35 protein-coding genes are annotated in these 25,456 nt (G+C 63.4%); 4 read left to right on the forward strand and 31 right to left on the reverse strand.

What is annotated here, in order from left to right; genetic code table 11:
* Positions 1-68: 68 nt before the first annotated feature.
* Together AC0QTX_RS10360 and AC0QTX_RS10365 are read right to left on the reverse strand one after the other, a co-directional pair.
* Entirely contained in the window at positions 69-1,328 is a 1,260-nt protein-coding gene (locus tag AC0QTX_RS10360) for an ABC transporter substrate-binding protein (protein ID WP_474603759.1), read from the reverse strand.
* 65 nt (positions 1,329-1,393) lie between these two features.
* A complete protein-coding gene (locus tag AC0QTX_RS10365) occupies positions 1,394-2,467 on the reverse strand; it encodes an ABC transporter ATP-binding protein (RefSeq protein ID WP_474603760.1) in 1,074 nt (357 codons plus the stop codon).
* A gap of 263 nt (positions 2,468-2,730) precedes the next feature.
* Between AC0QTX_RS10365 and AC0QTX_RS10370 the strand changes: the two genes are divergently transcribed.
* Positions 2,731-3,789, forward strand: a complete 1,059-nt coding sequence (locus tag AC0QTX_RS10370) for a LacI family DNA-binding transcriptional regulator (protein ID WP_474603761.1) — start codon at positions 2,731-2,733, stop codon at positions 3,787-3,789.
* Between the two features lie 188 nt (positions 3,790-3,977).
* The gene (locus AC0QTX_RS10375) at positions 3,978-4,844 is read left to right on the forward strand and encodes an alpha/beta fold hydrolase (RefSeq protein ID WP_474603762.1); all 867 of its coding nucleotides are present in this window, start codon (positions 3,978-3,980) and stop codon (positions 4,842-4,844) included.
* 72 nt (positions 4,845-4,916) lie between these two features.
* Here the strand turns inward: AC0QTX_RS10375 and AC0QTX_RS10380 are convergent, their stop codons facing one another.
* From AC0QTX_RS10380 to AC0QTX_RS10390, 3 genes are all read right to left on the reverse strand, one after another.
* On the reverse strand, positions 4,917-5,042 hold the full coding sequence (locus AC0QTX_RS10380; protein WP_474603763.1) for a hypothetical protein: 126 nt from the start codon (positions 5,040-5,042) through the stop codon (positions 4,917-4,919).
* 129 nt (positions 5,043-5,171) lie between these two features.
* On the reverse strand, positions 5,172-6,896 hold the full coding sequence (gene ftsH, locus AC0QTX_RS10385) for an ATP-dependent zinc metalloprotease FtsH (protein ID WP_474603764.1): 1,725 nt from the start codon (positions 6,894-6,896) through the stop codon (positions 5,172-5,174).
* Positions 6,897-7,057: 161 nt separating this feature from the next.
* Positions 7,058-7,333: a GNAT family N-acetyltransferase gene (locus AC0QTX_RS10390; protein ID WP_474603765.1), complete on the reverse strand. Its 276-nt coding sequence runs from the start codon at positions 7,331-7,333 to the stop codon at positions 7,058-7,060.
* 145 nt (positions 7,334-7,478) lie between these two features.
* Here AC0QTX_RS10390 and AC0QTX_RS10395 point away from each other — a divergent pair, with 145 nt between their 5' ends.
* Complete coding sequence (locus tag AC0QTX_RS10395) at positions 7,479-7,946, forward strand: 5' nucleotidase, NT5C type (RefSeq protein ID WP_474603766.1); 468 nt, start codon at positions 7,479-7,481, stop codon at positions 7,944-7,946.
* Positions 7,947-7,955: 9 nt separating this feature from the next.
* On the opposite strand, the gene AC0QTX_RS10400 is transcribed toward AC0QTX_RS10395, so the two are convergent.
* Entirely contained in the window at positions 7,956-8,546 is a 591-nt protein-coding gene (locus AC0QTX_RS10400; RefSeq protein ID WP_474603767.1) for a GNAT family N-acetyltransferase, read from the reverse strand.
* 126 nt (positions 8,547-8,672) lie between these two features.
* A complete protein-coding gene (locus AC0QTX_RS10405) occupies positions 8,673-9,134 on the reverse strand; it encodes a hypothetical protein (protein ID WP_474603768.1) in 462 nt (153 codons plus the stop codon).
* A gap of 207 nt (positions 9,135-9,341) precedes the next feature.
* On the opposite strand from AC0QTX_RS10405, the gene AC0QTX_RS10410 reads away from it, so the two are divergent.
* Complete coding sequence (locus AC0QTX_RS10410; RefSeq protein ID WP_474603769.1) at positions 9,342-9,932, forward strand: hypothetical protein; 591 nt, start codon at positions 9,342-9,344, stop codon at positions 9,930-9,932.
* Positions 9,933-9,984: 52 nt separating this feature from the next.
* Here AC0QTX_RS10410 and AC0QTX_RS10415 read toward each other — a convergent pair whose 3' ends face one another.
* The 24 genes from AC0QTX_RS10415 to rpsC form a co-directional block, all read right to left on the reverse strand.
* Positions 9,985-11,241 carry an RluA family pseudouridine synthase gene (locus AC0QTX_RS10415; RefSeq protein WP_474603770.1) on the reverse strand — a complete coding sequence of 419 codons (1,257 nt, stop codon included), beginning with the start codon at positions 11,239-11,241 and terminating at the stop codon, positions 9,985-9,987.
* Positions 11,242-11,283: 42 nt separating this feature from the next.
* Complete coding sequence (gene crcB, locus AC0QTX_RS10420; RefSeq protein WP_474603771.1) at positions 11,284-11,670, reverse strand: fluoride efflux transporter CrcB; 387 nt, start codon at positions 11,668-11,670, stop codon at positions 11,284-11,286.
* Positions 11,671-11,673: 3 nt separating this feature from the next.
* The gene (locus AC0QTX_RS10425) at positions 11,674-12,996 is read right to left on the reverse strand and encodes a replication-associated recombination protein A (RefSeq protein WP_474603772.1); all 1,323 of its coding nucleotides are present in this window, start codon (positions 12,994-12,996) and stop codon (positions 11,674-11,676) included.
* A gap of 61 nt (positions 12,997-13,057) precedes the next feature.
* A complete protein-coding gene (locus AC0QTX_RS10430) occupies positions 13,058-14,464 on the reverse strand; it encodes a Do family serine endopeptidase (RefSeq protein ID WP_474603845.1) in 1,407 nt (468 codons plus the stop codon).
* Between the two features lie 140 nt (positions 14,465-14,604).
* Entirely contained in the window at positions 14,605-15,027 is a 423-nt protein-coding gene (rplQ, locus tag AC0QTX_RS10435) for a 50S ribosomal protein L17 (RefSeq protein WP_474603773.1), read from the reverse strand.
* Between the two features lie 124 nt (positions 15,028-15,151).
* Positions 15,152-16,174: a DNA-directed RNA polymerase subunit alpha gene (locus AC0QTX_RS10440; protein ID WP_474603774.1), complete on the reverse strand. Its 1,023-nt coding sequence runs from the start codon at positions 16,172-16,174 to the stop codon at positions 15,152-15,154.
* A gap of 91 nt (positions 16,175-16,265) precedes the next feature.
* The gene (gene rpsK / locus AC0QTX_RS10445; RefSeq protein WP_036353018.1) at positions 16,266-16,655 is read right to left on the reverse strand and encodes a 30S ribosomal protein S11; all 390 of its coding nucleotides are present in this window, start codon (positions 16,653-16,655) and stop codon (positions 16,266-16,268) included.
* An 80-nt stretch (positions 16,656-16,735) separates the two neighbouring features.
* On the reverse strand, positions 16,736-17,104 hold the full coding sequence (gene rpsM / locus AC0QTX_RS10450; RefSeq protein WP_099511408.1) for a 30S ribosomal protein S13: 369 nt from the start codon (positions 17,102-17,104) through the stop codon (positions 16,736-16,738).
* Between the two features lie 193 nt (positions 17,105-17,297).
* Positions 17,298-17,879, reverse strand: coding sequence for an adenylate kinase (locus AC0QTX_RS10455; protein ID WP_474603775.1), 582 nt, complete (start codon positions 17,877-17,879; stop codon positions 17,298-17,300).
* Between the two features lie 54 nt (positions 17,880-17,933).
* The gene (gene secY, locus AC0QTX_RS10460; protein ID WP_474603776.1) at positions 17,934-19,271 is read right to left on the reverse strand and encodes a preprotein translocase subunit SecY; all 1,338 of its coding nucleotides are present in this window, start codon (positions 19,269-19,271) and stop codon (positions 17,934-17,936) included.
* A gap of 105 nt (positions 19,272-19,376) precedes the next feature.
* Complete coding sequence (rplO, locus tag AC0QTX_RS10465) at positions 19,377-19,850, reverse strand: 50S ribosomal protein L15 (protein ID WP_474603777.1); 474 nt, start codon at positions 19,848-19,850, stop codon at positions 19,377-19,379.
* Between the two features lie 10 nt (positions 19,851-19,860).
* Positions 19,861-20,070, reverse strand: a complete 210-nt coding sequence (gene rpmD, locus AC0QTX_RS10470) for a 50S ribosomal protein L30 (protein WP_474603778.1) — start codon at positions 20,068-20,070, stop codon at positions 19,861-19,863.
* Positions 20,071-20,084: 14 nt separating this feature from the next.
* A complete protein-coding gene (rpsE, locus tag AC0QTX_RS10475) occupies positions 20,085-20,654 on the reverse strand; it encodes a 30S ribosomal protein S5 (RefSeq protein ID WP_009764316.1) in 570 nt (189 codons plus the stop codon).
* Between the two features lie 64 nt (positions 20,655-20,718).
* Positions 20,719-21,081, reverse strand: a complete 363-nt coding sequence (rplR, locus tag AC0QTX_RS10480) for a 50S ribosomal protein L18 (RefSeq protein ID WP_474603779.1) — start codon at positions 21,079-21,081, stop codon at positions 20,719-20,721.
* Between the two features lie 12 nt (positions 21,082-21,093).
* Positions 21,094-21,627, reverse strand: coding sequence for a 50S ribosomal protein L6 (gene rplF / locus AC0QTX_RS10485; protein WP_474603780.1), 534 nt, complete (start codon positions 21,625-21,627; stop codon positions 21,094-21,096).
* Between the two features lie 36 nt (positions 21,628-21,663).
* On the reverse strand, positions 21,664-22,059 hold the full coding sequence (rpsH, locus tag AC0QTX_RS10490) for a 30S ribosomal protein S8 (RefSeq protein WP_036352993.1): 396 nt from the start codon (positions 22,057-22,059) through the stop codon (positions 21,664-21,666).
* 15 nt (positions 22,060-22,074) lie between these two features.
* A complete protein-coding gene (gene rpsN / locus AC0QTX_RS10495; RefSeq protein ID WP_036352989.1) occupies positions 22,075-22,380 on the reverse strand; it encodes a 30S ribosomal protein S14 in 306 nt (101 codons plus the stop codon).
* Positions 22,381-22,419: 39 nt separating this feature from the next.
* Positions 22,420-22,986 (reverse strand): 50S ribosomal protein L5, encoded by a 567-nt coding sequence (rplE, locus tag AC0QTX_RS10500; protein WP_474603781.1) that lies wholly within the window; start codon positions 22,984-22,986, stop codon positions 22,420-22,422.
* Positions 22,979-23,296, reverse strand: coding sequence for a 50S ribosomal protein L24 (rplX, locus tag AC0QTX_RS10505; protein ID WP_474603782.1), 318 nt, complete (start codon positions 23,294-23,296; stop codon positions 22,979-22,981). The genes rplE and rplX overlap by 8 nt, the downstream gene beginning before the upstream one ends.
* Positions 23,296-23,664, reverse strand: a complete 369-nt coding sequence (gene rplN / locus AC0QTX_RS10510; RefSeq protein WP_009764309.1) for a 50S ribosomal protein L14 — start codon at positions 23,662-23,664, stop codon at positions 23,296-23,298. The genes rplX and rplN overlap by 1 nt, the downstream gene beginning before the upstream one ends.
* Before the next feature lie 164 nt (positions 23,665-23,828).
* Positions 23,829-24,068 (reverse strand): 30S ribosomal protein S17, encoded by a 240-nt coding sequence (rpsQ, locus tag AC0QTX_RS10515; protein WP_099511396.1) that lies wholly within the window; start codon positions 24,066-24,068, stop codon positions 23,829-23,831.
* Positions 24,069-24,079: 11 nt separating this feature from the next.
* Positions 24,080-24,292 (reverse strand): 50S ribosomal protein L29, encoded by a 213-nt coding sequence (rpmC, locus tag AC0QTX_RS10520; protein ID WP_474603783.1) that lies wholly within the window; start codon positions 24,290-24,292, stop codon positions 24,080-24,082.
* A 10-nt stretch (positions 24,293-24,302) separates the two neighbouring features.
* Complete coding sequence (gene rplP / locus AC0QTX_RS10525; RefSeq protein WP_036352973.1) at positions 24,303-24,716, reverse strand: 50S ribosomal protein L16; 414 nt, start codon at positions 24,714-24,716, stop codon at positions 24,303-24,305.
* 24 nt (positions 24,717-24,740) lie between these two features.
* Entirely contained in the window at positions 24,741-25,445 is a 705-nt protein-coding gene (rpsC, locus tag AC0QTX_RS10530; protein WP_036352970.1) for a 30S ribosomal protein S3, read from the reverse strand.
* Between the last annotated feature and the right edge of the window lie 11 nt (positions 25,446-25,456).

Raw genomic sequence — 25,456 nt, forward strand, 5'->3', positions numbered from 1 at the left:
CTGCCCTGTTGCAACGTTGGGGTGACGGACGCCCATGGGCGTCCGTCTGATCAGTATCGCGACAGGCTTTAGCGCAGTACGCGGCGCAGGCGGCCTTCCATCTGCGTGGCGCCTTCCTCAGGCGTGGACTGGCCCGCCAGAACGCCGTTGACGGTGGTGCGGATGATCTCGCTGACCTCGTTGTAGCGCGGCGTCACCGGCCGTGCCTTGGCGGTCTCAACGACAGGGCGGGCATTGGCGAACCACGGCACGGCCTTGGTCACGTCCGCATCGGTGTAGACTTCCGGAAATTGCGGGAGGAGCGCGGCATTGACCGCCATGAACTCCGAAACCTCGGGGCTCGACAGGTACTGCACGAATTTCTGCGCTTCGGTCTTGTTGTTGGAATAGGCGGACACGCCCCATTCCCATCCGCCAAGGCAGGAGGCCGGCTGGCCGCCCTGCACTGCAGGCAGCTTCACGACGCCGACCTTATCCTTCACGGCCGATTCAGCGCCCTGGAACTGACCCCAGGCATAGGACCAGTTCACGGCAAAGAGCACGTTGCCGGCCTGGAACTCCTTGCGGGTGTCGTCGGTCGCCACTTCGGCGATGTTCTTCTTGGCGACGCCCTGGTCGACGAAGTCCTTCCACAGCTTGAGCGACTTCACGGCCGCGTCCTTATCGAAGGAGAGCTTGCCGTCGGAGACGAGCTGCTTGCCCATGCTCCAGTACGGCAGGAGGAAGGTGCAGACCGCACCCTCGATGGCCTTACCCTGGAAAGAGAGCCCCTGGAGGTTCGGGTCCTTCTCGGCGTCAGTGACCTTCTTGGCCGCAGCGGCAAGCTCGTCCCAGGTCTGCGGCGGCTGGATGCCGTGCTTCTCGAGAAGATCCTTGCGATAGTATAGGAACATGGCATCGGCGAAGGCCGGCAGCGCCACGACCTTCCCGTCGACCGTATTTGCTTCTGCATAAGCCGGGAGGTAGCGCTTCATGTAGTTCGCGGCATCGCTGCCGAGCGTTTCATTGAAGGGCACCGTCCAGCCGGCTGCCGAATATTGCGCGGGGCGGATCACGTCGAGAATCATGATGTCGAGGGATGAATCCTTCGCGGTCATGACGGTGTTGAGGTACTGAGCCTGCTGCTCGGAGGTGTTGCCGCCGGTCTCGATCGTCACCTTCACGTTCGTGTTCTTGGCCTCGTACATGTCGAAGGCCTTGCGCCACACGTCAGGGCGGTGCTGGCTCGAGACGAAAACCCGCAGGTTTGTCTGCGCCGTTGCGACGGATGCCGACAGGGTCACGGCCGCACCCGCCAGAAGCAGTGTCATGGTTGTCTTCAAAGTCATCGTTTCCTCCGTGGAAGTTGGACGATGCCGGTTCCTTGCCGGCATCCATTTTTGACCTGTGCCTTTCAGGCGAGGGCCCGTTCCGTTGCCGCATCGAACAGGTGGATCCGCGAAGGATCGACACCGATGGTGAGATCTTCACCGGGGTTCGGGCGCATCTCCGGCGCGACGCGCGCGGTCAGCGTGGACGGGCCGAGGACGAAGTGGATGAGCGTATCGGAGCCCAGCGGCTCGACGACCTGCACCCGACCCGACAGGGCATGGCCCTCGCCGGCCGGCACGAAGTGCTCCGGGCGGATGCCGACGACCACATCGCGCCCCTCAAGGCCAGAGGCTTTCCCGGCGGAGTGGCTCTGGAGCGGCAGGCTAGCCCCGCCATCGAACATCACCTGTCCGCCCCGGATCGTGCCCTTGGCGAAGTTCATGGCAGGCGAGCCGATGAAACCGCCGACGAAGACGCTGGCCGGTGAATTGTAGACCTCATCGGGCGTTCCGACCTGCTCGATCTCGCCGCCTTTTAGGATCACGATGCGGTCTGCAAGCGTCATCGCCTCCACCTGATCGTGTGTCACATAGATGATGGTGGTGCCGATGGCCTGATGGAGGCGCTTGATCTCCGTACGAACCTGGCCGCGCAGCTTTGCGTCGAGATTCGAGAGCGGTTCGTCGAACAGAAACACCTGGGGACGGCGCACGATGGCACGCCCCATGGCGACGCGCTGGCGCTGCCCGCCGGAGAGCTGGCTCGGCTTTCTCTCGAGAAGCTGGGTGATTCCGAGCATCTCGGCGGCCTGCATGATGCGCGGCTTGATCTCGGCGGCTGGGATGCCGCGCACCTTCAGGCTGAAGGCCATGTTCTCGTAGACGGTCTTGTGCGGGTAGAGCGCGTAATCCTGGAACACCATGGCGATGTCGCGCTCGCGGGGCGGCAGCTTGTTCACCACCCGCTCGCCGATGCGGATCTCGCCGCCGCTGATGCTCTCTAGGCCCGCCAGCATGCGCAGCGTCGTCGACTTGCCGCAACCGGATGGGCCCACGAGCACCACGAACTCGCGGTCGGCAATCTCCAGGTCGATGCCCTTTACAATTCTCAGGGCACCGTAGGTCTTCTCAAGCTTGCGGAAGCTGACTGACGACATGCTCCCTCCCTGTTGCCTTGCGGCGCGCTCGAAGGTGGCGCGCCTACACATATGCCCCTGCGACGAATCCCAGGATTTCCCCACTCATTGCGATCATCATAGCGCTACGATGAAATCTGCGCAAGAAGCTTTCTTAATAAGCCAGAGGGTGAGCATTATACGGATTTCTGGCCATGTTTGCGGCATTTTCCCTTTGGAGAATCCCTTTTTGACCCTATACTGCCGGAAACTATTCTCTCGGAGCGCTACGAAAGAGAAGATCGATGGACGCTGGCAGCAGCTTGCAGAACCGCGTACCGCGGAAGCGGCGCAAGATGCAGCGCGTGACGATGATGGACGTGGCCAGGCTCGCCCAGGTCTCCCCATCCACAGTCTCGCTGTACCTCCGTAAGCCTGCCGCCGTTTCCCCTGCGGCAGGCCAGGAAATTGCCCGGGCCATCTCGACCCTGGGCTATGTTCCCAACCTGGTGGCAGGGGGGCTCGCGGCCGCCTCCTCAAAGGTCGTCAGCGTCATCGTGCCTTCGATCCGCAACGCGTTCTTCGCCGAGACGGTAACGACCCTGCAATCCGAGCTGGCGGCGGAAGGCCTGCAGGTGATTCTCGGCCACAGCGAGTATGGGGAGGATCAGGAGGAGGCTCTGGTTCGAACCGCCCTCTCCTGGGCTCCCGCCGCCGTCGTCCTGACGGGCCTGTCCCACAGTGCTGAGACCCGCAAGCTTCTGCGGGCGAGCGGCGTTCCCGTCGTCGAGATGTGGGAGATCGGTGCAGAGCCGATCGACATGGCTGTCGGATTTTCACACCCGCAGGTGGGCGCGTCCGCAGCCCGGCATCTCCTGTCCAAGGGACGCCGCTCCATCGCCTTCCTGGGCGCCCGGATGCAGGAGGACCATCGTGCCGCCAAGCGCGCCAGCGGCTTCGCCGAAGAGGCCAAGCGTGCGGCGGATCATGCAGCCTGCGAGGTCATCAATCATCCGGGGGCTGCCACGGTCGAGGCCGGATCGCTGCTGTTGAGCCGTGCCCTTCAGCAGGTCCCTGACCTCGACGGCATCGCATGTTCAAACGATCTCGTCGCCCTGGGCGTTCTCTTCGAGTGCCAGCGCCAGGGGATTGCCGTCCCGGAAAGAATCGCCGCCATCGGTTTCGGGGACCTCGATTTCAGCGCTTCGTGCATTCCCTCTCTCACGACGATCCGCCCGTCTGGCGATCTCATCGGAAGGGAAGTTGCACGCCTGATTCTCGCAGGCATTCATGGCGAACATGCTACCGGCGCCTACCGCATCGTCGACACCGGTCATGTTCTGATTGAGCGGCGGAGCACCTGAGCAGCCCCGAAGGAACTGCTTATAGAGGAAGCTCGTCCCCGAGACAGATTGCACAAGGTGTGGCCGCACTCCGCCCCTGGCGTTCAGGCCCATCTGCGGCAGCCTGGGTGCGCCGAGACGCGGCTCGGTGGGGCTCCCCACTCGGGACGGCATCCGTCATCCGGCTAAAGCTTGGAGGAGCCGCTCGCATGGCCAATCGCCTGATCGCAGCCAGAGACCTTTTCGCGACCCGTAATCCCGAGCAGCGGGCCCATATCGGCGGCCGCGAATGGGGATATGTGGAGGCAGGCGATACCGGCCCTACTCTGCTGCTCATTCCGGGAACGCTGGGACGTGGAGACATCTTCTGGCAGCAGATCGAAGCTTTGAAGGACCGCGCCCGCATCGTGGCCGTCACGTATCCTGCGAGCGGCGGCGTGACCGAGTGGGCAGGGGATCTCGCGGAGCTGTGCGGCAGGATCGGCCTTGAGCGGGTTACCGTGCTCGGCTCATCCCTCGGAGGATATCTGGCCCAATACTTCGCCGCAGGGTATCCGCACGTCGTCGAGAGGCTCATCGCAGCCAACACCCTGCACTCGGCTGCAGGGGTCGCGGCCCGGCCACCCTATTCCTCCGATCTCGACAATGCACCGATCGAGGAGCTCCGCGCCGGTTTCGGTCGCGGGCTCGGAGCCTGGCGGGACGCTCATCCGGAGCAGGCGGAACTGGTCGATCTTCTCATGGCCGAGGTGGGAGGGCGAATTCCGGAAGCGGAACTGCGCGCACGGCTGAATGCCCTCAAGCAGGGACCAGAGTTGCCGCCCCTTGGTCTGCCGCGGGACAGGATTGCGACCATCGAGAGCGCCGACGACCCTCTCATTCCGCCTCCGATGCGGGAAGCCGTAAGAGCACGCCTGAAACCGTCGGCGGCCTATCACTTCCAGTGGGGCGGGCACTTCCCCTTTGTGACGCGACCGGGTCTCTACGCAGCGCTGATCGAGGAGCAACTCGGCCTTCCCATCACCCACGGAAGCTGGGCGAAGGAGAGCTGCGGACACGATGATTGCGCCCTTTGACAGGCGTCAGATCATGCCCTGACGCACGAAACACCAGCTGCGTATTTCATTGCTTTCGGGATATGAGGAGGGTCAGCCCTGCGGCTTGGTCCCGTGGCAGAACTGCGGTGTGTTGATGTTCCAGTTGCCGCACTTGTCGCAGGCTGTGGCCAGAAGCCCGATGCTGACGAGGAAAGCGGCGCGGACGAGTTGTTTCATATGTATGCCCCCAGACGCGGCGCACGATATGGGAAAACACGCCCGTCCGCCAGCACGGAGGGTTCCAAGCCTGGGATCACTCTTTGGCGGGTATTGTCGGGCAGTCGCATTTTCCGAGAGGCGGCCTGTTCAGGCCGCCAGCCTCGTCTGCTGCATGTGAACGATCCGGCGGACCTCGTCACCCTCGATGGTCTCATGATCCAGCAAGGCCTCGGTCAAGGCTTCGAGCGCATCCCGGTTGTCCTCGATGCAGGCTTTGGCCGCCTCGTACATCTCGTCGATGATGCGGCGGATCTCCTGCTCGACCTCATGCGGGAGGTTATCGCCCGAGCGGGCGACGCGCACCATGCCGATGGCCGGGCTCATCCCCCATTCGGTCACCATCCGGGTCACGATATTGGTGGCATGCGCAATGTCGCTGGCGGCCCCCGTCGTGACCTTCTTCGGCCCGAACACGACCTCCTCGGCCGCGCGTCCGCCCATGGCGACGATGAGATCCGCCTCAAGCTTCTCCACCGGGATGCAGAACCGGTCATGCTCCGGCAGCCGCATCACGAGGCCGAGCGCCTGGCCATGAGGAATGATGGTGGCGCTGTGCACCTGATCAGAGGCTGGCAGGAGCGAGGCGCAGAGCGCGTGCCCTGCCTCGTGCACCGCCACGAGCCTGCGCTCCTCGTCCGTGATCACGAGGGAGCGGCGCTCGAGGCCCATGATGATCTTGTTGCGGGCGGCCTCCAGGTGATCGCGGGTCACCGCCTCGGCTCCTTCGCGAGCGGCGAAGATCGCGGCCTCGTTGAGGAGATTGCCGAGATCGGCGCCCGAGAAGCCGGGCGTGCCCTTGGCGATGGCCGCAAGGCTCACCCCGTGGGCCAGCCTGATGTTGCGGGCATGAACGTTGAGGATCGCCTCGCGGCCGCAGATGTCGGGCAGCCCGATATGAACCTGGCGGTCGAAGCGGCCGGGGCGCAGGAGGGCCGGGTCGAGCACGTCCACCCGGTTTGTCGCGCCGATGACGATCACGCCGGCCGTCGTGTTGAACCCGTCCATCTCTACGAGGAGCTGATTGAGAGTTGCTTCAAACTCGCGGTCGGCAGCCGACCCCCCGCCCCCACGCTTGCGGCCGATGGCGTCGATCTCGTCGATGAAGATCAGGCAAGGAGCCTTCTTGCGGGCCAGTTCGAAGAGTTTCGACACGCGGCCTTTGGCGATGCCGATGAGAGGCGCCGAGAAGTCGCTTCCCGAAACAGCCATGAAGGAGACGCCCGCCTCGCCGGCCAACGCCTTGGCAATCAGGGTCTTGCCCGTCCCTGGAGGACCGACCATCAGGAGGCCACGGGGGATGCGAGCCCCGACCTTGGTGAAGGCATCCGAATCCTTCAGGAAGGCGATCACCTCCTGCAATTCGGCCTTGGCCTCCTCCTGGCCCGCCACGTCGTCAAAGCGGTTCGGGATGCTGCGGACCACCTTGGGCCAGCGGGAGGTCGGCTTGAAGTCTGTCTGGATCGCCAACATGACGAGCACGGCCAGAACCAGCACGATCGGCACGAGGATGCTCGCCATCTGGGCCGGATCGAAGCCGGGCTTCTTGAAATCGACCTCGGCGCCCGAGGTGGTGATGCGCTCGATATAGTCCGCGCTGACGAGTCCGTTCGGCATGCGGACGAAGACGTTCCGATCCGTCAGGGAGACGGAGAGGCCGCCGCTTCCAATCATGACCTTCTGAACTTTCTTCTGGGTCAGTTCACGCGTGAACTCGGAATAGCTGATCTCGGCGACTGGCTGTGTCAGATAGCGGGGCGCGAGGAATACGGCGGCGGCGATGATCAGAACAAGGATAGCGGCGGAAACAGCCACGCTTTTCCTGGACAGGAGCTGTCTTGCTTTTTCGAGTACGTTTGTCACCGGCGGCGGCCCCATAGCGCAGTTTAATTTCTTGGAGGAGCCGGTGTTTAGTCTATTTTGACGCAGTTCGCAGTACGGCGAATGGGCACACCCAATGAACGAGGAGGGAGCGCTCAGTTCAGGAGATCGTTGTATTCCTTGTGGCGGCGGATCCAGGCAAAGGCATAGCCGCAGAGCGGCGTGATCTTCCGTCCCTCGGAGCGGGCGATTTCCGCCACGCCCCGCATGAGGTCGCTGGCAGCTCCTGTCCCTCGAAGCGGAATGGCGGCCTCCACATGCCGGATCACGAGATCCGACCCGCGCCGCTCGTAGGTTGCGAAGGCCAGCTGGCCGTTCCGCTCCAACTCGAACCGATGGCGGTCCACATTGTCCCGAATGTCGCTGCTCATGTCTCAACTCGTCCTACGGACATTGCCAGAGTTCAACGTGATCCCATGGGCAGCGTTCCGCAAGCGGTCAAGCTTCGGCCGCTGAGGACAGGAACAATGCCTGTCGTCACCGGTTTCGGCCTAGCAGATGGGAGAACCAGCCAGCATGCCGACCGTGTTCCTGGATTGCGACGGGGTCTTGGCGGATTTCGACGGAGGTGCCGCCCGGATCTTCGGCATGCCGCCTGCCGTGTACGAGCGCAGGTTCGGCCTGAAGCGCTTCTGGTCTGAACTGGCCTCAGCTGGAGATTTCTTCAACAGCCTGGAGCCCCTCCCCGACGCCATGGAGCTGTTCGAGGCAGTCAGGCACCTCGATCCCGTGATCCTGACAGGTCTGCCCCATGGCAACTGGGCCGAGCCGCAGAAGCGGCGTTGGGCCGAGCGGCACTTCCCAGGCACGGAGGTCATCACAACCTCGGCAGCCCTGAAGCGCGAACATTGCCGGCCCGGCGATGCGCTGGTCGACGACCGCGACAAGTACCGTCATCTCTGGGAGGGTGCCGGCGGCGTCTTCATTCACCACAGGAACGCAGCCGCTTCCATCCGGCAGCTGCGCGAGCACGGCTTCATCTGAGCCACGAATCTACGCCACTGCCATCTTCCGCTCGAGCCCAGCCTTCACCGCCGGCCACTCTCCCCGGATGATGCTGTAGACCGCCGTATCGCGGATATGCCCGTCGGGCATGATCATGTGCTGGCGCAGGATGCCATCGAGCTTGGCGCCGAGGCGCTCGATGGCGGCGCGGGACTGATCGTTGAGGCGGTGGGTCCGCAGTTCCACGGCGTTGCAGCCCAGCACCTCGAAGGCGTGCCGCAGCATGAGGAACTTCGCGTGGGTGTTGACGAAGGTCCGCTGCCAGGATGCCGCGATCCAGGTGGTGCCGATCTCGACCCGGTGATGGGCGGCATCAATGTTCATGTATCGCGTCGAGCCGATGACCCGGCTGCCCTCGTTCACCACGGTCGTAAAGGGCAGCGCAAGGCCGGCCTCCTGCAACTCCAAGGCCTTCTGCACATAGGAGCCGAAGCCCTCCGGGCGCGGCACGGTCGTGGTCTTCTTCTCCCAGAGCTCCCCGTCGCTGGCTGCCTCGCCCAGGGCCGGAACGTCAGCGAGGCTCAAGGGGCGCAGGGTCAGGAGGTCCGTCGAGAGGGTCAGGGGCTCGATATGCAGCATGGTCCGGGTGCCTTTATCCGATCTGCAGCTTTCTCTCCGATTCAGAGCAAGCCCGCAACGGCCAAGGCGGCATCAGGAGACAATCAAGTCTCCTGATGCGATGGTCGGACACGGATGCGGTCCGCGTCAGCCCAGCAGATAGACGAGGCCCGGCAGGCTCACCGCGAGAGCCGCCAGCGCCCAGGCACCCACCGCCGATTCCCAGGCAACGTTGCCGGTCGCATTGCGCAATCTTTGCGCGCAGGCCGCGGCATCCATCGTGCGCCCGCTGAGGCATGAGCACAGGGCATAATGGGCCTGACCGTCGGAGAGCGCGAAGTAACGCATGGCATCGCCGAGCCTGTCGCCGGCAAGACCATCGGCGCGCAGGATCGGATCCTCATAAGCGACCGTGAGCGGAGAGTTGTCCTCGCGGATCAATGCTCTTTCCGCCGGTGGCTTGTACTCGATTTCACCTAGGGAGTTCAGGGGACGTCTCGGATCGCGCTCGAGCAGGTCGATCCAACGCTGAAGTCGCTCCTCCCGAGACAAGGGTCTCGGCTGAATGTCGGCTACGCTACGGAGCTGATCAAGATGCTTGTGTTCCATCGATCTCCTCCTTGCCGAGCACCGGACCCGAAAGCGGATTCGCACTTCCGGGCTCCATCCGATGCTCTATCCTCGATACTCAGACAACCTGACGGATGAGTGAGACAGCCGATGCTGCGCCTGCCGCGCGGCGAAAGTGCGACAGGGTGGGAGATCGAACAATCCCAAGCTAAAATGAAAGCCTCACGCCTGAGTGGAAGCAGAGACATGACGGGAAGCGTGGAAAACAGCGGCGGACGCCGCAGGCAGTTGGGGAGGATGGCGCCCTGGATGATCGCCGCGCTCCTGTTGCTGTTGCCCTTGGTTGCGATGCGGTTCACCGATGAAGTGAATTGGGACGAGACCGATTTCATCGTGTTCGGAGCCATGCTGCTCGGCGCCTGCGGCGCCTATGAACTGGCGGCAAGGATGACCGGTAACACCGCCTACCGGGCAGCCGTCGGCGTTGCCGTCGTGGCGGCGTTCTTCCTCATCTGGATCAACCTCGCCGTGGGCATCATCGGATCAGAGGACAACCCGGCGAACCTGATGTATGGCGGCGTCTTGGCCGTCGCGGTCCTCGGCGCCCTCATCGTGCGCTTCCGACCTCAGGGCATGGCGCTGACTATGGCCGCAACGGCGCTCGCTCAAGGATTGGCCGGCGCGATCGCCCTCATCGCCGGATGGGGCTCCACCGGGGCAAACTGGCCCAGAGTGATCGTGGTTCTGACCGGCTTCTTCGCCGCCCTGTGGCTTCTATCGGCCTGGCTTTTCCGTAAGGCAGCGCGGGAGCGAACCTCCGCCGGCGCAGCACCATAGGTTCTGTCTGATAGGCTATCGACTGGTTCTCGCCAGCCACCAATGCGACGTCCTAATCTTCAGGCGCCTCGACGATGGGATCGTACTGGCTCGTATCCAGGCCCAGCAGGTTGAAGCTCTGCTGCATGTGCGACGGCAGCGGCGCCGTCACGTCGATGGGCTTGCCCGTCCGTGGATGGGCGATGACGATGCGGCGCGCCAGCAGGTGGAGCTTGTTCTGGATGCCGCCGGGCAGCTCCCAGTTCTCGATGTCAAAATACTTCGGATCGCCGACGATGGGATGTCCGATATGGGCAGCGTGGGCGCGCAGCTGGTGCGTGCGCCCGGTCACCGGCTTCAGGGACAGCCAGGCGAGTTTCTGCGCCGCCGTGTCGATCACGGCGTAATAGGTCAGGGCGTGGCTTGCGCCCTCGTCCCCGTGCTGGGCCACCTTCATGCGCGCATCGCCCTCCTCGCCTTCCTTGGCGAGATAGGTGGAGACCCTGCCCTGCCGCACGCGCGGGACGCCGGCGACGAGCGCCCAGTAGATCTTGCGCGTGGTCCGGGCGCGGAAGGATTTCGCCATGGTGGACGCGGCAAAGCGCGTCTTGGCGATCACGAGGCAGCCGGCCGTATCCTTGTCGAGACGGTGCACGAGGCGCGGCTTCTGGCCATCCTCTTCGGTGAGGGAGTCGAGCATCCCGTCCACATGCCGCTTGGTGCCCGAGCCGCCCTGGACGGCAAGTCCCATCGGCTTGTTGATGATGAGGACGTCCTTGTCCTCATAGAGGGTGATCGACTTCAGGAAGTCGCGGTCGTCTTGATCCTTGGCCGCGCTGCGAGCCATGGGCCTCGGCTGATCGAGCTTCAAGGGCGGCACGCGGACCTTCTGGCCGGCCACAAGCCGCTCGTTGGGCTGCGCCCGCTTGCCGTCGATGCGCAGCTCGCCTTTGCGGACGATGCGCTGGATATGGGTGAAGGCAAGCTGCGGGAAGCGTGCGACCAGGAAGCGGTCGACGCGCATGTCGGCCTCGTCGGGCTCGACCACGAGGGTCTGCACGCCCGTCGTCAGCACCTCCTGGGCTTCCGCCTTAGCCTGGGCCCGCGTGGGTTGGCGCGGCGCCTCGGACGCAGGTCGTGCCTGCTGGGGCCTGGCTGGCTTCTCGCGCACGGCTGAGGGCGTCCGCGTCTTGGCCGCAGCCGATTTCACGCCGCGCGGCTTCGCCGGGGCAGCCTTGCGCGCGGGCTTGTCCTCGCGCGAGCGAAAACCCTGTCGTGAGCCCGACCGCCCGCCACGGGCACCATTCTGTCCTGAACCGCTTTTTCTCATGATCCGTGGGTACCAGAGCGCCGCGCGGGCGGCAATCGAGGTTTAGACCGTGAGAGAACGTATCGATGCGAGACCGGCGAGCAATCCGGCGATCGAAAGAACGACCGAAGCTCCCACGTAAGCGGCAGCGAGACCCGCCTGTCCTCGCTCCCAGAGCATCACCGCATCCAGGGAAAAGGCCGAGAAGGTGGTGAAGCCTCCGAGGATCCCCGTGGTGAGGAAAAGCCGGACGGGCTGACTCCATCCCTCGCCTGCCTTGAGGGCCAGCCATGCTGCAAAGACCCCCATCAGGAAGCAGCCGACGACGTTCACCGCCAGCGTACCCCACGGAAACGCCGTTCCACAGAGCCGGGCGCAGCCGACATTCGCCCCATGGCGCAGGGCTCCGCCGATGCCGGCGCCGAGGAAAACGAGGAGGTAGGCTTTCATCGGCTAGTCCTCGCCACCTTCGCCGCGTCGAGCCCGGCGCAGCCTCTCCCACCAATCCAGCCGCTTCTTGATCTCCCGTTCGAAGCCCCGGTCCACTGGCTCGTAGAATGACTGACGCCCCAGCTTATCGGGCCAGTAATCCTGCCCCGAGAAGGCATCCGGCTCGTCGTGGTCGTAGGCATAGCTCTCGCCGTAGCCGATCTGCTTCATGAGCTTGGTCGGGGCGTTCAGGATGGTTTTGGGCGGCATGAGGGAGCCGTGCTCCTTCGCGACCCGCGTGGCGGATTTGTAGGCCGTGTAGAGGGCGTTCGACTTCGGCGCCGTCGCGAGGTAGACCGCAGCCTGTGCAAGCGCCAGCTCCCCTTCCGGCGAGCCGAGGAAGTCGAAGGCGTCCTTGGCCGCATTGGCGACGACCAGAGCCTGCGGATCGGCCATGCCGATATCCTCCACCGCCGCACGCACCAGTCGGCGGGCGATAAAGAGCCGGTCCTCGCCTGCGTCGAGCATGCGGGCCAGGTAGTAGAGCGCCGCGTCCGGATCGGAGCCGCGGATGGTCTTGTGCAGGGCTGAGATGAGGTTGTAATGCCCCTCCTGCCCCTTGTCGTAGATGGGCGCACGGCGCTGGATGATCTCCTGAAGCTGCTCCGCATCGAAGATCTCGCCGGGCTTGGCCGAGCGCCAGACCTCCTCGGCCAGCGTCAGCACGGCCCGTCCGTCGCCATCCGCCATGCGCACGAGCGAGGCCCTCGCCTCCCCGTCGAGCGGCAGGCTCTTTCCTGTGATCTCCTCGGCGCGAACCAGGATCCTCTGGATCGCCTCCTCGTCGAGGGACTTGAACAGGAGCACCCGGGCGCGGGACAGGAGCGCGGCGTTCAGCTCGAAGGACGGATTCTCGGTGGTGGCGCCGACCAGGGTGATCGTGCCGTCCTCCATCACGGGCAGGAAGGCGTCGAGCTGGGCCCGGTTGAAGCGGTGGATCTCGTCGACGAAAAGAAGCGTACCTGTTCCCATCGAACGGCGGTGCCGGGCCGCCTCGAAGACCTTCTTGAGGTCCGCCACACCGGAGAAGATCGCGGAAATCTGGTCGAAGTGCAGGTCCGTCTCGTGGGCCATCAGGCGCGCCACGGTCGTCTTGCCCGTGCCGGGAGGCCCCCAGAAGATCAGGGAGCCGAGGGACTTCGAGGCAATGAGCCGGGTGAGGATGCCGTCCGGCCCCACCAGATGGTCCTGACCGACCACCTCGGAGAGCTTTGTCGGCCGCATCCTATCCGCGAGCGGACGGGGGGCGTTCTGGTCGAGGCCGGCGGAGGAGAACAGGTCGCTCATGATGAACAGGGACTCAAATCTTGTCCCTCATCAATAGCCCATCCGAACGCCGCCGTCGCGCTTAACGGCCAAGCACCGTCGTGAAGGTCCGGCCGCCGCGGCTCACCGTGATTTCCCAATAGCCGCCGTTCCGGTTGATCAGGCGATCCGCATCCCGTGTGTTCGCAACGCGCTCGCCATTGATGGCAACGATCTGGTCGCCCTTCTCGAACCCGACGCTGGCGGCGACGCTGCGCTCCTCCAGCTCGGCGACCACGACACCGTCATCCGCAACATCGATCTGCAGTTCATCGGCCACGGCCGGCGACATGTTGACGAGGGTTGCACCGGCAAAGGGCGTCCGTCCCCGGCTGCGCACCGGATCCCGCGGCGGGTCCTCGGGCGGCGGCATGAGCTTCACCCGGATGGTGGTCCGCTTTCCCCCCTGCAGGACGGTCAGCGGCGCCTGTCCCTGCGTCCCCTTGAGGGTGAAGCGGTAGCCGAAGGAATCGGGGTTATCGACCGGCTGCCCGTCGACCTCCAGGATGGCGTCGCCTCGCCTGAGCCCCGCTTCGGCCGCCGGTCCCTTGTCATAGACGGCGGTCACGAGAACGCCGGTCGGGCGCTCCAGCCCCAACCCGCTGGCAATGTCCCCGTCAACGGGCTGAAGACGCGCGCCGAGCCAGGGCCGCACCACGTTCTTGGCGCCGCCCTTGGCGGAGTTGAGGACCACGCGGACCATGCTGGACGGTACGGCGAAGCCGATGCCGATGCTCCCGCCGGAACGGGAATAGATCGCGGTGTTGATGCCCACCACGCGGCCATTCATGTCGATGAGGGCTCCGCCGGAGTTCCCGGGATTGATGGCCGCGTCCGTCTGGATGAAGAACTGGTAGTCGGAGATGCCGACCTGGGTTCGCGCCAAGGCTGACACGATGCCCTGCGTCACGGTCTGGCCGACGCCGAACGGGTTGCCGATGGCAAGTACGATATCGCCTACCTGAAGGGCCTCGGAGTCGCCGAGCTCCACAGCCTGGAGATTGGTGGCATCCTTCAGCTTGAGCACGGCAATATCCGTGCGGGAGTCCCGCAGCAGGATATCGGCCTCGAATTCCCGCCGGTCGGCCAGCGCCACCTTCACCTCGTTCATGTTCTCGATCACATGGTTGTTCGTGATCACGAGACCTGAGGGGTCGACGATGACACCGGAGCCAAGGGAGCTCTGCGACCGGCCGCGCGGGACGCCCGGCGCGTTGTCGCCGAAGAAGCGGCGGAAGTAGTCCTCGATGGCGGCGTTCTGCCGACGGTCGTTCCGCTTGGCATAGACGTTGACGACCGCCCCTGCGGTCTGCCGCACGACGGGCGCGAAGGAGAGCTGAACCTGCGCCTTACTGTCCGGGACGACCCTCTGCGTCTGGGCCTGCACTCCGGCGAATCCGAGAGCCATCGCCACTGCGGCAATGGATAGACGAAAAGGCATCAGGCGCATGGTCTCGAATCCCTCGAACAACATCGTCCTTCGATAGTGCGCAGGCCACGAAAGTCCAAGCCGGGATATGGGGAGAGATACCCGGATACAAAAAGGGCGGCCCGGAGGACCGCCCTTGATGAAAATTCTGGACCAGAAGCTTACTCGGCGGCCTCGATGATCTCTTCCTTCATGGTCGGGCCCGAATCCTGGCCGCGCGCATCCACGTCGCGGTCCACGAACTCGATCACGGCCAGAGGGGCGTTGTCGCCGTAGCGGAAGCCGGCCTTGAGGACGCGGGTGTAGCCACCCTGGCGGTCCTGGTAGCGCTTGCCCAGCACGTCGAAAAGCTTCTTGACCATGGCTTCGTCGCGCAGCTTCGACATGGCGAGGCGGCGGGCGTGCATGTCGCCGCGCTTGCCCATCGTGATCAGCTTCTCGACGACCGGACGAAGGTCCTTGGCCTTCGGGAGCGTCGTGACGATCTGCTCGTGCTTGATCAGCGCAGCCGCCATATTGGCGAACATGGCCTTGCGGTGTTCGGTCGTGCGGTTGAAGCGACGACCACGGAATCCGTGACGCATTGGCTTTCTCCTTGATCTTCCGGCCGCCGTGCCAAGGGACGGACCGTCTCTTTTATGATCCGCCGGTTTCCGGCGGGGCTGTAGCGAAGTCGCTCCTCATGCCTGACGAGCGACTTCGGAAGTCTCAGTAATGCTCTTCGAAGCGCTTCGCGAGGTCTTCGATGTTCTCCGGAGGCCAGCCCGGCACGTCCATGCCGAGGTGCAGGCCCATGCCGGCGAGAACTTCCTTGATCTCGTTGAGCGACTTGCGGCCGAAGTTCGGGGTGCGGAGCATTTCCGCCTCGGACTTCTGGATGAGGTCGCCGATGTAGACGATGTTGTCGTTCTTCAGGCAGTTCGCCGAGCGGACCGACAGCTCGAGCTCGTCGACCTTCTTGAGGAGTGCAGGGTTGAACGGCAGCTGCGGCGCAGCGGCGGCAGCCTCTTCCTTGCGGGGCTCTTCGAAGTTGACGAAGACCTGGAGCTGGTCCTGCAGGATGCGGGCGGCATAGGCCACTGCATCCTCAGGGGTCACGGCACCGTTGGTCTCGACCGTCATGATCAGCTTGTCGTAGTCGAGAATCTGGCCCTCGCGGGTGTTTTCGATACGATAGGAGACCTTCTTCACCGGGCTGTAGAGCGAATCGACCGGGATGAGCCCGATCGGAGCGTCCTCGGAGCGGTTGCGCTCGGCGGGAACGTAGCCCTTGCCGGTGTCGACGGTGAACTCCATGCGGATCTCGGCGCCCTCGTCCAGGGTGCAGAGCACGAGATCGGGGTTCAGGATCTGAACGTCTCCGACCGTGTTGATGTCGCCGGCCGTGACGGCGCCAGGGCCGGTCTTGCGGAGCGTCATGCGCTTGGCGCCCTCGCTCTGCATCCGGATGGCTATCGTCTTCACGTTGAGAACGATGTCAGTCACGTCCTCACGGACGCCCGGGATGGACGAGAACTCGTGCAGCACGCCGTCGATATGGACCGCCGTGACAGCGGCGCCCTGGAGCGACGACAGCAGGACCCGACGCAGGGAATTGCCGAGGGTCGTGCCGAAGCCACGCTCGAGCGGCTCCGCAACGACCGTCGCGATGCGCTTCGGGTCGTCGCCCGGGGAGACTTCGAGCTTGTTCGGCTTAATCAGCTCTTGCCAGTTCTTTTGGATCACAACCACACCTCATGAGGTACGGCTTGAAGGGAGGTGTGTCGCACCATCCCTTTAAACCGGAACGCGCGTGAGTTTCGCACCCACGCGCCGGATAACCTTAGACGCGGCGACGCTTGCGCGGGCGGCAGCCATTGTGCGGGATCGGCGTCACGTCACGGATCGAGGTGACGGTGAAGCCGGCCGACTGCAGGGCGCGCAGGGCGGACTCACGACCGGAGCCGGGGCCGGACACCTCGACCTCGAGGGTGCGCATGCCATGCTCGGAAGCCTTGCGGGCGGCGTCTTCAGCAGCGATCTGAGCCGCATAGGGGGTCGACTTGCGCGAGCCCTTGAAACCCATCGCGCCGGCCGAGGACCACGAGATCGTGTTGCCCTGGGCGTCGGTGATGGTGATCATGGTGTTGTTGAACGAGGCGTTCACATGCGCCACGCCGGAAACGATGTTCTTGCGTTCGCGGCGGCGGACGCGGGTAGCTTCTTTAGCCATTCCAAAGATCCTTCAAGCGCGCCCGTCATGCCAGGCGCTCGGGAGAGAAAGGGCCACCCGCCAGGGGTGGCCGCAGAACGTTACTTCTTCTTGCCGGCGATCGGCTTCGCCTTGCCCTTGCGGGTACGGGCGTTCGTGTGGGTGCGCTGGCCGCGGGTCGGGAGGCTGCGGCGGTGGCGCAGGCCACGGTAAGCGGCAAGATCCATCAGACGCTTGATGTTCATGGACACTTCGCGGCGCAGATCGCCTTCGACGATATAGTCGCGGTCGATCGTCTCGCGGATGGCCAGAACCTCGGCGTCGGTCAGCTGGTTCACGCGGCGCTCGGCCGGGATGTTGACCTTCTCGACGATCTCTTGAGCCTTCTTGGGCCCAATGCCGTGGATATATTGAAGCGCGATCACAACGCGCTTGGCGGTCGGAATGTTGACGCCTGCAATACGGGCCATCGTCCATCTCCATATAGGAAGCAAAAGCTTCGGGTTATGATTATCGCGCGTCCGGTGGAGGCCGGCCCTTGCGCGGGCTTATGCTAAACACAACAATCCAGAGCGGCCTCTCATGAAGCCCTCTGGATATGCAGGTTCTTGTGCAAGAGCTTGCCCCTAACGGAAATTAACCCGTCCGTCAAGCCCCTTCCCCTCAGCGACCCAGGATTTCCTTGATCGCGACGGTCACCTCGTCGATGGGCTTCATCCCATCGACGGTTTTCAAATTGCCCTTGCCATCATAGTAGGCTGAAAGCGGGGCTGTTTGGTTCCTGTATGCCTCAAGTCTGGTCTTGAACACATCCGGATTGTCGTCCTTGCGGACGGGCTCGCCACGGGCTTCGGTTTCCTTGGCCCGCCTGACGATCCTGTCGACCAGTTCGACCTCATTGACCTTGAACTCGATGACAGCATCGAGCTTGAGGCCCTTGTCTTCCAGCATGTCGTCGAAAGCCTCGGCCTGAGCCACGGTCCGGGGGAACCCGTCGAGAATGAAGCCGCTCTTTGCGTCCGCCTCCTCGATCCGGTCGGCAATGATGCCGACCACGATATCGTCGGAGACCAGGTCGCCCCGATCCATGACGGCCTTGGCCTTGAGGCCAACCGGCGTGCCGGCGGCCACGGCCGCGCGGAGCATGTCGCCGGTGGACAGCTGGGGAATCCCCAGCCGCTCGACCAGACGCACCGCCTGAGTGCCTTTCCCGGCCCCCGGCGGCCCCAGCAGGATGATCCTCATCGACGTCCCCCTGACTTCGTCGAGAATGCTCGCCTTCAGGCGAGGTGTTCAATGTTAGCGTCTGCGCGCACCCTTGAGCTTCGCCTTCTTGACGAGGCCCTCATACTGGTGAGCCAGCAAATGACCGTGCACCTGAGCAACCGTGTCCATGGTAACAGACACAACGATCAGAAGCGAAGTCCCGCCAAAGTAGAATGGCAAAGCCGCATATGACACCAGCAATTCGGGAATCAGGCAGATGATCACCAGATAAATGGCACCCAGCACGGTTATGCGGGTCAGAACCTGGTCGATGAAATCCGCCGTCCGCTCGCCTGGGCGGATTCCCGGGATGAAGCCGCCCTGCTTCTTCAGGTTGTCGGCCGTCTCAGTGGGATTGAACACGATGGCCGTGTAGAAGAAGGCGAAGAACACGATCAACGCCGCATACATGAACATGTAGGCAGGGCGACCGTGGCCGAGATAGGCGGTCAGCGTAGCGATAAACCCAGTCCCGTCAGCGTTGCTCTGGAAGCTGGCGATGGTCGCCGGAAGCAGGAGCAGCGAGGAGGCGAAGATAGGCGGGATCACGCCCGAGGTGTTGAGCTTGAGCGGCAGGAATGAGGTCTGACCCTCGTACATCCTGTTTCCGACCTGACGCTTCGGATAGTTGATCAGCAGGCGGCGCTGGGCGCGCTCCATGAACACCACGAAGTAGATGATGGCGACGGCCATCACGATCACGCCGATGATCAGGCCCGTCGAGATTGCGCCCTGACGGCCGAGCTCGAGGGTGCCGGCGATCGCCGAAGGCAGATTCGCCACGATGCCGGCGAAGATGATCAGCGAGGTGCCGTTGCCGATGCCGCGGGATGTGATCTGCTCGCCGAGCCACATGAGGAACATGGTGCCGCCAGTCAGCGTGATCACGGTCGAGATCAGGAAGAACGGACCGGGTGCATCCACGATGGTGCCTGAGCTCTGCAGGCCCACTGCAATGCCCCAGGACTGGAACACTGCCAGCATCACCGTGAGATACCGGGTGTACTGGTTGAGGATCTTGCGGCCGGCCTCACCTTCCTTCTTGAGCGCCTCGAGGGAGGGCAGCACGGAAGTGAGGAGCTGGATGATGATCGAGGCCGAAATGTACGGCATGATGTTCAGGGCGAAGATCGCCATGCGCTCCACGGCGCCGCCCGAGAACATGTTGAAGAGGCCAAGCACGCCGCCGCTGGCATTCTGGAAGCTCTGCGCCAGGGCCTCAGGGTTGATGCCGGGCAGCGGGATGTAGGTGCCGAGACGATAGATGATAAGAGCGCCCAGGGTGAACCAGATGCGCTTCTTCAGCTCATCGGCCTTGGCGATGGCGCCGAAATTGATGTTTGCCGCAAGTTGCTCGGCTGCTGAGGCCATAGTGGTGTCCCCGAAATACTTGAACCGTGACGGTTTCACGCAAACGGCGGCCACGCGATCTTAACGCGGGCCGCCGCTTGGATCTTAGTCAATGTGGGCGCTGGCTCACGCCTGCGCAACGCCACCCAGCAGGGTGACAGAGCCACCGGCCTTCTCGATCGCTTCGACGGCCGACTTCGACGCGCCCGCAACCTGGAAGGAAAGCTTCGCCTTGAGCTCGCCGACGCCGAGGATCTTCACGCCGTCGCGCGGCTTGGAGACCACACCGGCAGCCACCAGCGTGTCGATCGTCACCGGAGCGCCCGTATCGAGCTTGCCGGCTTCGATGGCCTGCTGGATGCGGCCGACATTGACCTCGTTGAGGTCGATGGCGTTCGGCTTGTTGAAGCCGCGCTTCGGCAGACGACGGTGCAGAGGCATCTGGCCGCCTTCGAAGCCCTTGATGGACACGCCGGTACGGGCCTTCTGACCCTTCACGCCGCGACCACCGGTCTTGCCCTTGCCGGAGCCGATACCACGGCCGACACGCATCCGGTTCTTGGTCGAACCTTCGTTGTCACGAATTTCGTTGAGTTTCATGACGCTCTCCTCACTGCCCGTCTACAACGCGCACGAGGTGCTTGACCTTTTCGATCATGCCGCGCACAGCCGGCGTGTCTTCCAAGGTCGAGGTGCGGTGAAGCTTGTTGAGCTTGAGACCGATCAGCGTCTGGCGCTGCTTGGCCTCGCGGCGGATCGGCGAACCGATCTGCTCAACGGTGATGGTGGTGTTCGCTGCGGAAGCAGGATTCTTTGCCATTGTCAAAGCCTCCCTTACGCTTCAGCGCCAGCGGCTTCGCTGACATCCGCATCGCGGCGGCGAGCCTGCAGGGTCGAAACCTTCAGGCCACGGCGAGCGGCGACCGAACGCGGGCTATCCTCGTTCTTGAGCGCATCGAAGGTCGCGCGAACGAGGTTGTAGGGATTCGACGAGCCAAGCGACTTGGCGACCACGTCCTGCATGCCCACCACCTCGAAGACGGCGCGCATCGGGCCGCCGGCGATGATGCCGGTACCCTGGGGAGCGGCACGGAGCACGACCTTGCCGGCGCCATGGCGGCCGTTCACGTCGTGATGAAGCGTGCGGCCCTCACGGAGAGCAACGCGGATCATGGAGCGCTTGGCAGCGTCCGTAGCCTTACGGATGGCTTCCGGCACTTCGCGGGCCTTGCCGTGGCCGAAGCCGACGCGGCCCTTCTGGTCGCCGACGACGACGAGAGCAGCGAAGCCGAAGCGACGGCCGCCCTTCACCACCTTGGCGACGCGGTTGATGTGGACCAGGCGGTCCACGAATTCGCTGTCGCGCTCTTCGCGATCAGCACGTTCTCTTGGTTCTCTAGCCATGAGACCTCTCACTTGCGCGGGCGGCGGGCCCGCTCGCTAAGGGTTGCTTGGATTAAACCCGCCGTTAGAAATCCAGACCGCCTTCACGGGCAGCGTCGGCCAGAGCCTTGACGCGGCCGTGATAGAGGTAGCCCGAACGGTCGAAGATGACCTGCTTCACGCCGGCAGCAACCGCGCGCTCAGCCACGAGCTTGCCCACTTCCTTCGCCGCATCGACGGTGGCGCCGGTCTTGAGCTTGCCCTTCAGGTCAGTTTCGAGGGTCGAAGCCGAGGCGACCGTATGGCCGCGCACGTCGTCGATGATCTGGGCGTAGATCTGCTTGGACGAACGGAAGACCGACAAACGCGGACGACCATTCGCTGCCTTCTTGATCGCACGGCGCACACGAGCCTTGCGGCGATCTTCAGCGCCTTTCTTCTCAGCCATGATACGTCGTCCTTACTTCTTCTTGCCTTCCTTGCGGAAGATGAACTCGTTGGCATACTTGACGCCCTTGCCCTTGTAGGGCTCCGGACCGCGATATTCGCGGATCTCGGCAGCGGTCTGACCAACGACCTGCTTGTCGATGCCGGCGACGACGACTTCCGTCGGCTTCGGCGTCGTGATCGTCACGCCGGCCGGAATCGCGTAGTCGATGTCGTGGCTGTAGCCCAGGGAAAGCTTCAGCACCTTGCCGGCAACGGCGGCCTTGTAGCCGACGCCGTTGATCTCAAGACGCTTCTCGAAGCCCTTGGACACGCCTTCGACCAGGTTTGCCACCTGAGCGCGGGACATGCCCCACTTCGCACGGGCCGTCTTGGATTCGTCGCGCGGATTGACCGACACGGCGCCATCTTCGAGAGCAACCAACACCTCTTCGGGAACGAGGAACGACAGCTCGCCCTTCGAACCCTTAACCTTAACCATCTGACCGTCAACGGAAGCCGTCACACCTGACGGAACCGGAACGGGCTTCTTGCCTACTCGGGACATTTTCGAATCTCCGTGGTTCTGTGCGGGTGCCTGGCCTTAGAAGACCTTGCAGAGCACTTCGCCGCCCACGTTCTTCTCCCGGGCCTCGTGATCGGCCATCACGCCTTGCGGCGTCGAGAGAATGGTGATGCCCAGGCCGTCTGCCACGCGAGGCATGGTGTCGACGGAGGCATACACGCGGCGGCCCGGCTTGGAGACGCGCTCGATGGAGCGGATCACCGGCTGGCCATCATAGTACTTCAGCTCGATCGAAAACTCTGTCCGGCCGTTGCCGAACTCGGTCTGCGAATAATCACGGATGTAGCCCTCGCTCTTGAGAACTTCCAGAACGCGAGCACGCAGCTTCGAGCCAGGGGTGGAAACAGTACCGCGACGACGCATCTGCGCGTTGCGGATACGGGTGAGCATATCGCCCAACGGATCGTTGATCATATGATGCCCTCCCCCTTACCAGCTGGACTTCACGAGGCCTGGAATCAGGCCCTTGTTGCCGAGCTCGCGCAGAGCGATACGGGACATGCCGAGCTTGCGGTAATAAGCGCGCGGCCGACCCGTGATCTCGCAACGGTTGCGGATGCGGGTCGGGCTCGCGTTGCGCGGCAGCTCGGCCAGCTTGAGGCGCGCCTCGAAGCGCTCCTCCATGGACTTCGACTCGTCGTTGGCGACCGCCAGGAGGCGCTCGCGGCGGCCGGCGAACTTCTTCACCAGCTCACGACGATGCTTGTTCTTCTCAATAGCGCTTTTCTTAGCCATGCTTTTCTCTCCAGTGTCCGCGTTTGAGGACAGTTATCCTCACTGCCGGAACGGGAAGTTGAAGTGACGCAGCAGGGCACGGGCTTCGTCGTCAGTCTTCGCCGTCGTGGTGATGATGACGTCCATGCCCCAAACCTGCTCGACCCTGTCGTAATTGATCTCAGGGAACACCAGGTGCTCCTTGATACCCATTGCGTAGTTGCCGCGGCCGTCGAACGACTTCGGGTTGAGGCCCCGGAAGTCGCGGACGCGCGGGAGCGCGATGGTCACGAAACGGTCAAGGAACTCGTACATGCGAGCCTTGCGCAGCGTAACCTTGGCACCGATCGGCATGCCCTCGCGGACCTTGAACTGCGAGATCGCCTTGCGGGCCTTCGTGATCACCGGCTTCTGGCCGGCGATGAGAGCGAGATCGGCTGCGGCGACCGAAGCCTTCTTCGAGTCGGCCGTCGATTCGCCAATGCCCATGTTCAGGACGATCTTCTCGATCGTCGGCACTTCCATGGGGTTCTTGTAGCCGAATTCTTCAATGAGCTTCGGACGCACCACTTCCTCGTAGTGCTTCTTCAGCCGCGGCGTGTAGCCGTCCACCTGAGCCTTAGCCATCGATCAGGTCCCCCGAACGCTTGGCGAAACGGACCTTGCGGCCGTCTTCGAGAACTTTGAAACCAACCCGGGTCGGCTTGCCGTCCTTCGGGTCTGCGTAGGCCAGGTTCGACAGGTGGATGGCCGCCTCTTTCGAGATGATGCCGCCTTCCGAGTTTGCCGACTGGCGCTGGTGGCGCTTCACGATGTTCACGCCACGGACGACCGCGCGCTCTTCCTTCGGGAGCACCTGCACGACTTCACCGGTCTTGCCCTTGTCGCGACCGGTCAGGACGACGACCTTATCGCCCTTCTTGATCTTCGCGGCCATTAGAGCACCTCCGGCGCAAGCGAAATGATTTTCATGTGGTTCTTGGCACGCAGTTCACGCGGAACGGGGCCGAAGATACGGGTGCCGACCGGCTCCTTCTGATTGTTGATCAGAACGGCGGCATTGCGGTCGAAACGGATGACCGAACCGTCAGCGCGACGGATGTCCTTGGCGGTGCGAACGACGACCGCCTTCATGACGTCGCCCTTCTTCACGCGACCGCGCGGGATAGCTTCTTTCACGGATACGACGATGATATCGCCCACGGAAGCGTACTTACGCTTCGAACCGCCGAGAACCTTGATGCACATCACGCGACGGGCGCCGGAATTGTCGGCGACGTCAAGATTCGTCTGCATCTGGATCATGGCTTTGATCCTTTCCTTTGTTTCAGACAGGTTTCCAGGCCAAGGCAGGATTGCCCCCCGGACTACGCCTGACGGGGATCTGATGTCCCCTGCCCTTCATATGTCGAGAAAGGCGGCCGTATACACGAACCGCCCTCGTAAGACAACCCCTAAGGGAAGGCTTTTTAAGCCTTCGCTTGGTCGACGAGCACCCAGGTCTTGAGTTTGGAGAGCGGCTTGGTCTCTTCGATGAAGACCGTATCGCCCACCTTGGCTGTGTTGTTCTCGTCATGAGCGTGGTAGTTTTTCGTCTTACGCACGGTCTTCTTCATGACCGGGTGCGTAAAGCGACGCTCCACCTTCACGACGACCGTCTTGTCCTGCTTGTCGCTGACAACGACGCCCTGCAAAACGCGCTTTGGCATCTTGATCCCCTTTAAGCCTTCGCCCCAGCGGCCTTTTGGCGCTGAAGCGTCTTGACGCGGGCGATGTCCCTGCGGACTTCGCGAACACGTCCGGTGTTCTCGAGTTGGCCGGTCGCGCGCTGGAAGCGGAGGTTGAACTGCTCCTTCTTCAGGTTCAGCATCTCGTCCGTCAGTTGGTCAGCCGACATGGCCTTGAGATCGGAGGCTCTCTGCTTAGACTTCATGATCCCCTCCTTACTCGGCAATGCGCTGAATGAAGCGCGTCTTGATCGGAAGCTTCGCAGCGCCGAGGCGCAGGGCCTCGCGAGCGATATCCTCCGGCACGCCGTCGATCTCGAACATGATACGGCCAGGCTTTACCTTAGCCGCCCAGAACTCGGGAGCGCCCTTACCCTTACCCATACGCACTTCGGTCGGCTTCGACGACACAGGTACGTCCGGGAAGATACGGATCCACACCCGGCCCGCGCGCTTCATGGCGCGGGTGATGGCGCGGCGGGCCGCCTCGATCTGGCGAGCGTTGACACGCTCGGGTTCCATCGCCTTCAGGCCGAACTGGCCGAAGTTGAGGTCCGTACCGCCCTTCGCAGTGCCGGAAATGCGGCCCTTGAACTGCTTACGGAACTTGGTTTTCTTCGGTTGCAACATGGCAAACCTCTCCTGACCTCTCGGTTACGCCGCTTGCTCGCGGCGGCCACCGGAGCGGCCTCCTTCGTCGTTCATCCGCTTGTCCTGGGCCATCGGGTCGTGCTCAAGGATTTCGCCCTTGAAGATCCAGACCTTGATGCCGCAGGTGCCATAGGTCGTGAAAGCCGTGGACGTACCGTAATCCACATCCGCACGCAGGGTGTGCAGCGGAACGCGGCCCTCGCGGTACCACTCCAGGCGGGCGATTTCAGCGCCACCCAGACGGCCCGAGCAGTTGATACGGATGCCTTCGGCGCCCAGACGCATCGCCGACTGAACGGCGCGCTTCATGGCACGGCGGAAAGCCACGCGGCGCTCCAGCTGCTGGGCGATGGAATCGGCCACCAGCGTCGCGTCGACTTCCGGCTTGCGGACTTCGACGATGTTGATTGCCACATCCGCATCGGTCATCTTAGCGACGAGCTTGCGGAGCTTCTCGATGTCTGCACCCTTCTTGCCGATCACCACGCCCGGGCGACCCGAGTGGATGGTGACGCGGCACTTCTTGTGCGGACGCTCGATCACGATCTTCGAAACGGCGGCCTGCTTAAGCTGCTTCATGAGAGCTTCGCGGATCGCCATGTCCTCGTGCATCAGCTTGGCGTACTCGCCCTTGCCGGCGAACCAGCGCGAGTCCCAGGTCCGGTTGATGCCGAGCCGAAGACCGATCGGGTTAACTTTCTGACCCATCTGGTTCTCCT

Source organism: Microvirga sp. jy35 (assembly GCF_056148915.1).

Coding starts and splice junctions, on each gene's coding strand:
- AC0QTX_RS10360 (WP_474603759.1), bottom strand. CDS start 1,328: ATGACTTTGAAGACAACCATGACACTGCTTCTGGCGGGTGCGGCCGTG.
- AC0QTX_RS10365 (WP_474603760.1), bottom strand. CDS start 2,467: ATGTCGTCAGTCAGCTTCCGCAAGCTTGAGAAGACCTACGGTGCCCTG.
- AC0QTX_RS10370 (WP_474603761.1), top strand. CDS start 2,731: ATGGACGCTGGCAGCAGCTTGCAGAACCGCGTACCGCGGAAGCGGCGC.
- AC0QTX_RS10375 (WP_474603762.1), top strand. CDS start 3,978: ATGGCCAATCGCCTGATCGCAGCCAGAGACCTTTTCGCGACCCGTAAT.
- AC0QTX_RS10380 (WP_474603763.1), bottom strand. CDS start 5,042: ATGAAACAACTCGTCCGCGCCGCTTTCCTCGTCAGCATCGGGCTTCTG.
- AC0QTX_RS10390 (WP_474603765.1), bottom strand. CDS start 7,333: ATGAGCAGCGACATTCGGGACAATGTGGACCGCCATCGGTTCGAGTTG.
- AC0QTX_RS10395 (WP_474603766.1), top strand. CDS start 7,479: ATGCCGACCGTGTTCCTGGATTGCGACGGGGTCTTGGCGGATTTCGAC.
- AC0QTX_RS10400 (WP_474603767.1), bottom strand. CDS start 8,546: ATGCTGCATATCGAGCCCCTGACCCTCTCGACGGACCTCCTGACCCTG.
- AC0QTX_RS10405 (WP_474603768.1), bottom strand. CDS start 9,134: ATGGAACACAAGCATCTTGATCAGCTCCGTAGCGTAGCCGACATTCAG.
- AC0QTX_RS10410 (WP_474603769.1), top strand. CDS start 9,342: ATGACGGGAAGCGTGGAAAACAGCGGCGGACGCCGCAGGCAGTTGGGG.
- AC0QTX_RS10415 (WP_474603770.1), bottom strand. CDS start 11,241: ATGAGAAAAAGCGGTTCAGGACAGAATGGTGCCCGTGGCGGGCGGTCG.
- crcB (WP_474603771.1), bottom strand. CDS start 11,670: ATGAAAGCCTACCTCCTCGTTTTCCTCGGCGCCGGCATCGGCGGAGCC.
- AC0QTX_RS10425 (WP_474603772.1), bottom strand. CDS start 12,996: ATGAGCGACCTGTTCTCCTCCGCCGGCCTCGACCAGAACGCCCCCCGT.
- AC0QTX_RS10430 (WP_474603845.1), bottom strand. CDS start 14,464: ATGCGCCTGATGCCTTTTCGTCTATCCATTGCCGCAGTGGCGATGGCT.
- rplQ (WP_474603773.1), bottom strand. CDS start 15,027: ATGCGTCACGGATTCCGTGGTCGTCGCTTCAACCGCACGACCGAACAC.
- rpsK (WP_036353018.1), bottom strand. CDS start 16,655: ATGGCTAAAGAAGCTACCCGCGTCCGCCGCCGCGAACGCAAGAACATC.
- rpsM (WP_099511408.1), bottom strand. CDS start 17,104: ATGGCCCGTATTGCAGGCGTCAACATTCCGACCGCCAAGCGCGTTGTG.
- AC0QTX_RS10455 (WP_474603775.1), bottom strand. CDS start 17,879: ATGAGGATCATCCTGCTGGGGCCGCCGGGGGCCGGGAAAGGCACTCAG.
- secY (WP_474603776.1), bottom strand. CDS start 19,271: ATGGCCTCAGCAGCCGAGCAACTTGCGGCAAACATCAATTTCGGCGCC.
- rplO (WP_474603777.1), bottom strand. CDS start 19,850: ATGAAACTCAACGAAATTCGTGACAACGAAGGTTCGACCAAGAACCGG.
- rpmD (WP_474603778.1), bottom strand. CDS start 20,070: ATGGCAAAGAATCCTGCTTCCGCAGCGAACACCACCATCACCGTTGAG.
- rpsE (WP_009764316.1), bottom strand. CDS start 20,654: ATGGCTAGAGAACCAAGAGAACGTGCTGATCGCGAAGAGCGCGACAGC.
- rplR (WP_474603779.1), bottom strand. CDS start 21,081: ATGGCTGAGAAGAAAGGCGCTGAAGATCGCCGCAAGGCTCGTGTGCGC.
- rplF (WP_474603780.1), bottom strand. CDS start 21,627: ATGTCCCGAGTAGGCAAGAAGCCCGTTCCGGTTCCGTCAGGTGTGACG.
- rpsH (WP_036352993.1), bottom strand. CDS start 22,059: ATGATCAACGATCCGTTGGGCGATATGCTCACCCGTATCCGCAACGCG.
- rpsN (WP_036352989.1), bottom strand. CDS start 22,380: ATGGCTAAGAAAAGCGCTATTGAGAAGAACAAGCATCGTCGTGAGCTG.
- rplE (WP_474603781.1), bottom strand. CDS start 22,986: ATGGCTAAGGCTCAGGTGGACGGCTACACGCCGCGGCTGAAGAAGCAC.
- rplX (WP_474603782.1), bottom strand. CDS start 23,296: ATGGCCGCGAAGATCAAGAAGGGCGATAAGGTCGTCGTCCTGACCGGT.
- rplN (WP_009764309.1), bottom strand. CDS start 23,664: ATGATCCAGATGCAGACGAATCTTGACGTCGCCGACAATTCCGGCGCC.
- rpsQ (WP_099511396.1), bottom strand. CDS start 24,068: ATGCCAAAGCGCGTTTTGCAGGGCGTCGTTGTCAGCGACAAGCAGGAC.
- rpmC (WP_474603783.1), bottom strand. CDS start 24,292: ATGAAGTCTAAGCAGAGAGCCTCCGATCTCAAGGCCATGTCGGCTGAC.
- rplP (WP_036352973.1), bottom strand. CDS start 24,716: ATGTTGCAACCGAAGAAAACCAAGTTCCGTAAGCAGTTCAAGGGCCGC.
- rpsC (WP_036352970.1), bottom strand. CDS start 25,445: ATGGGTCAGAAAGTTAACCCGATCGGTCTTCGGCTCGGCATCAACCGG.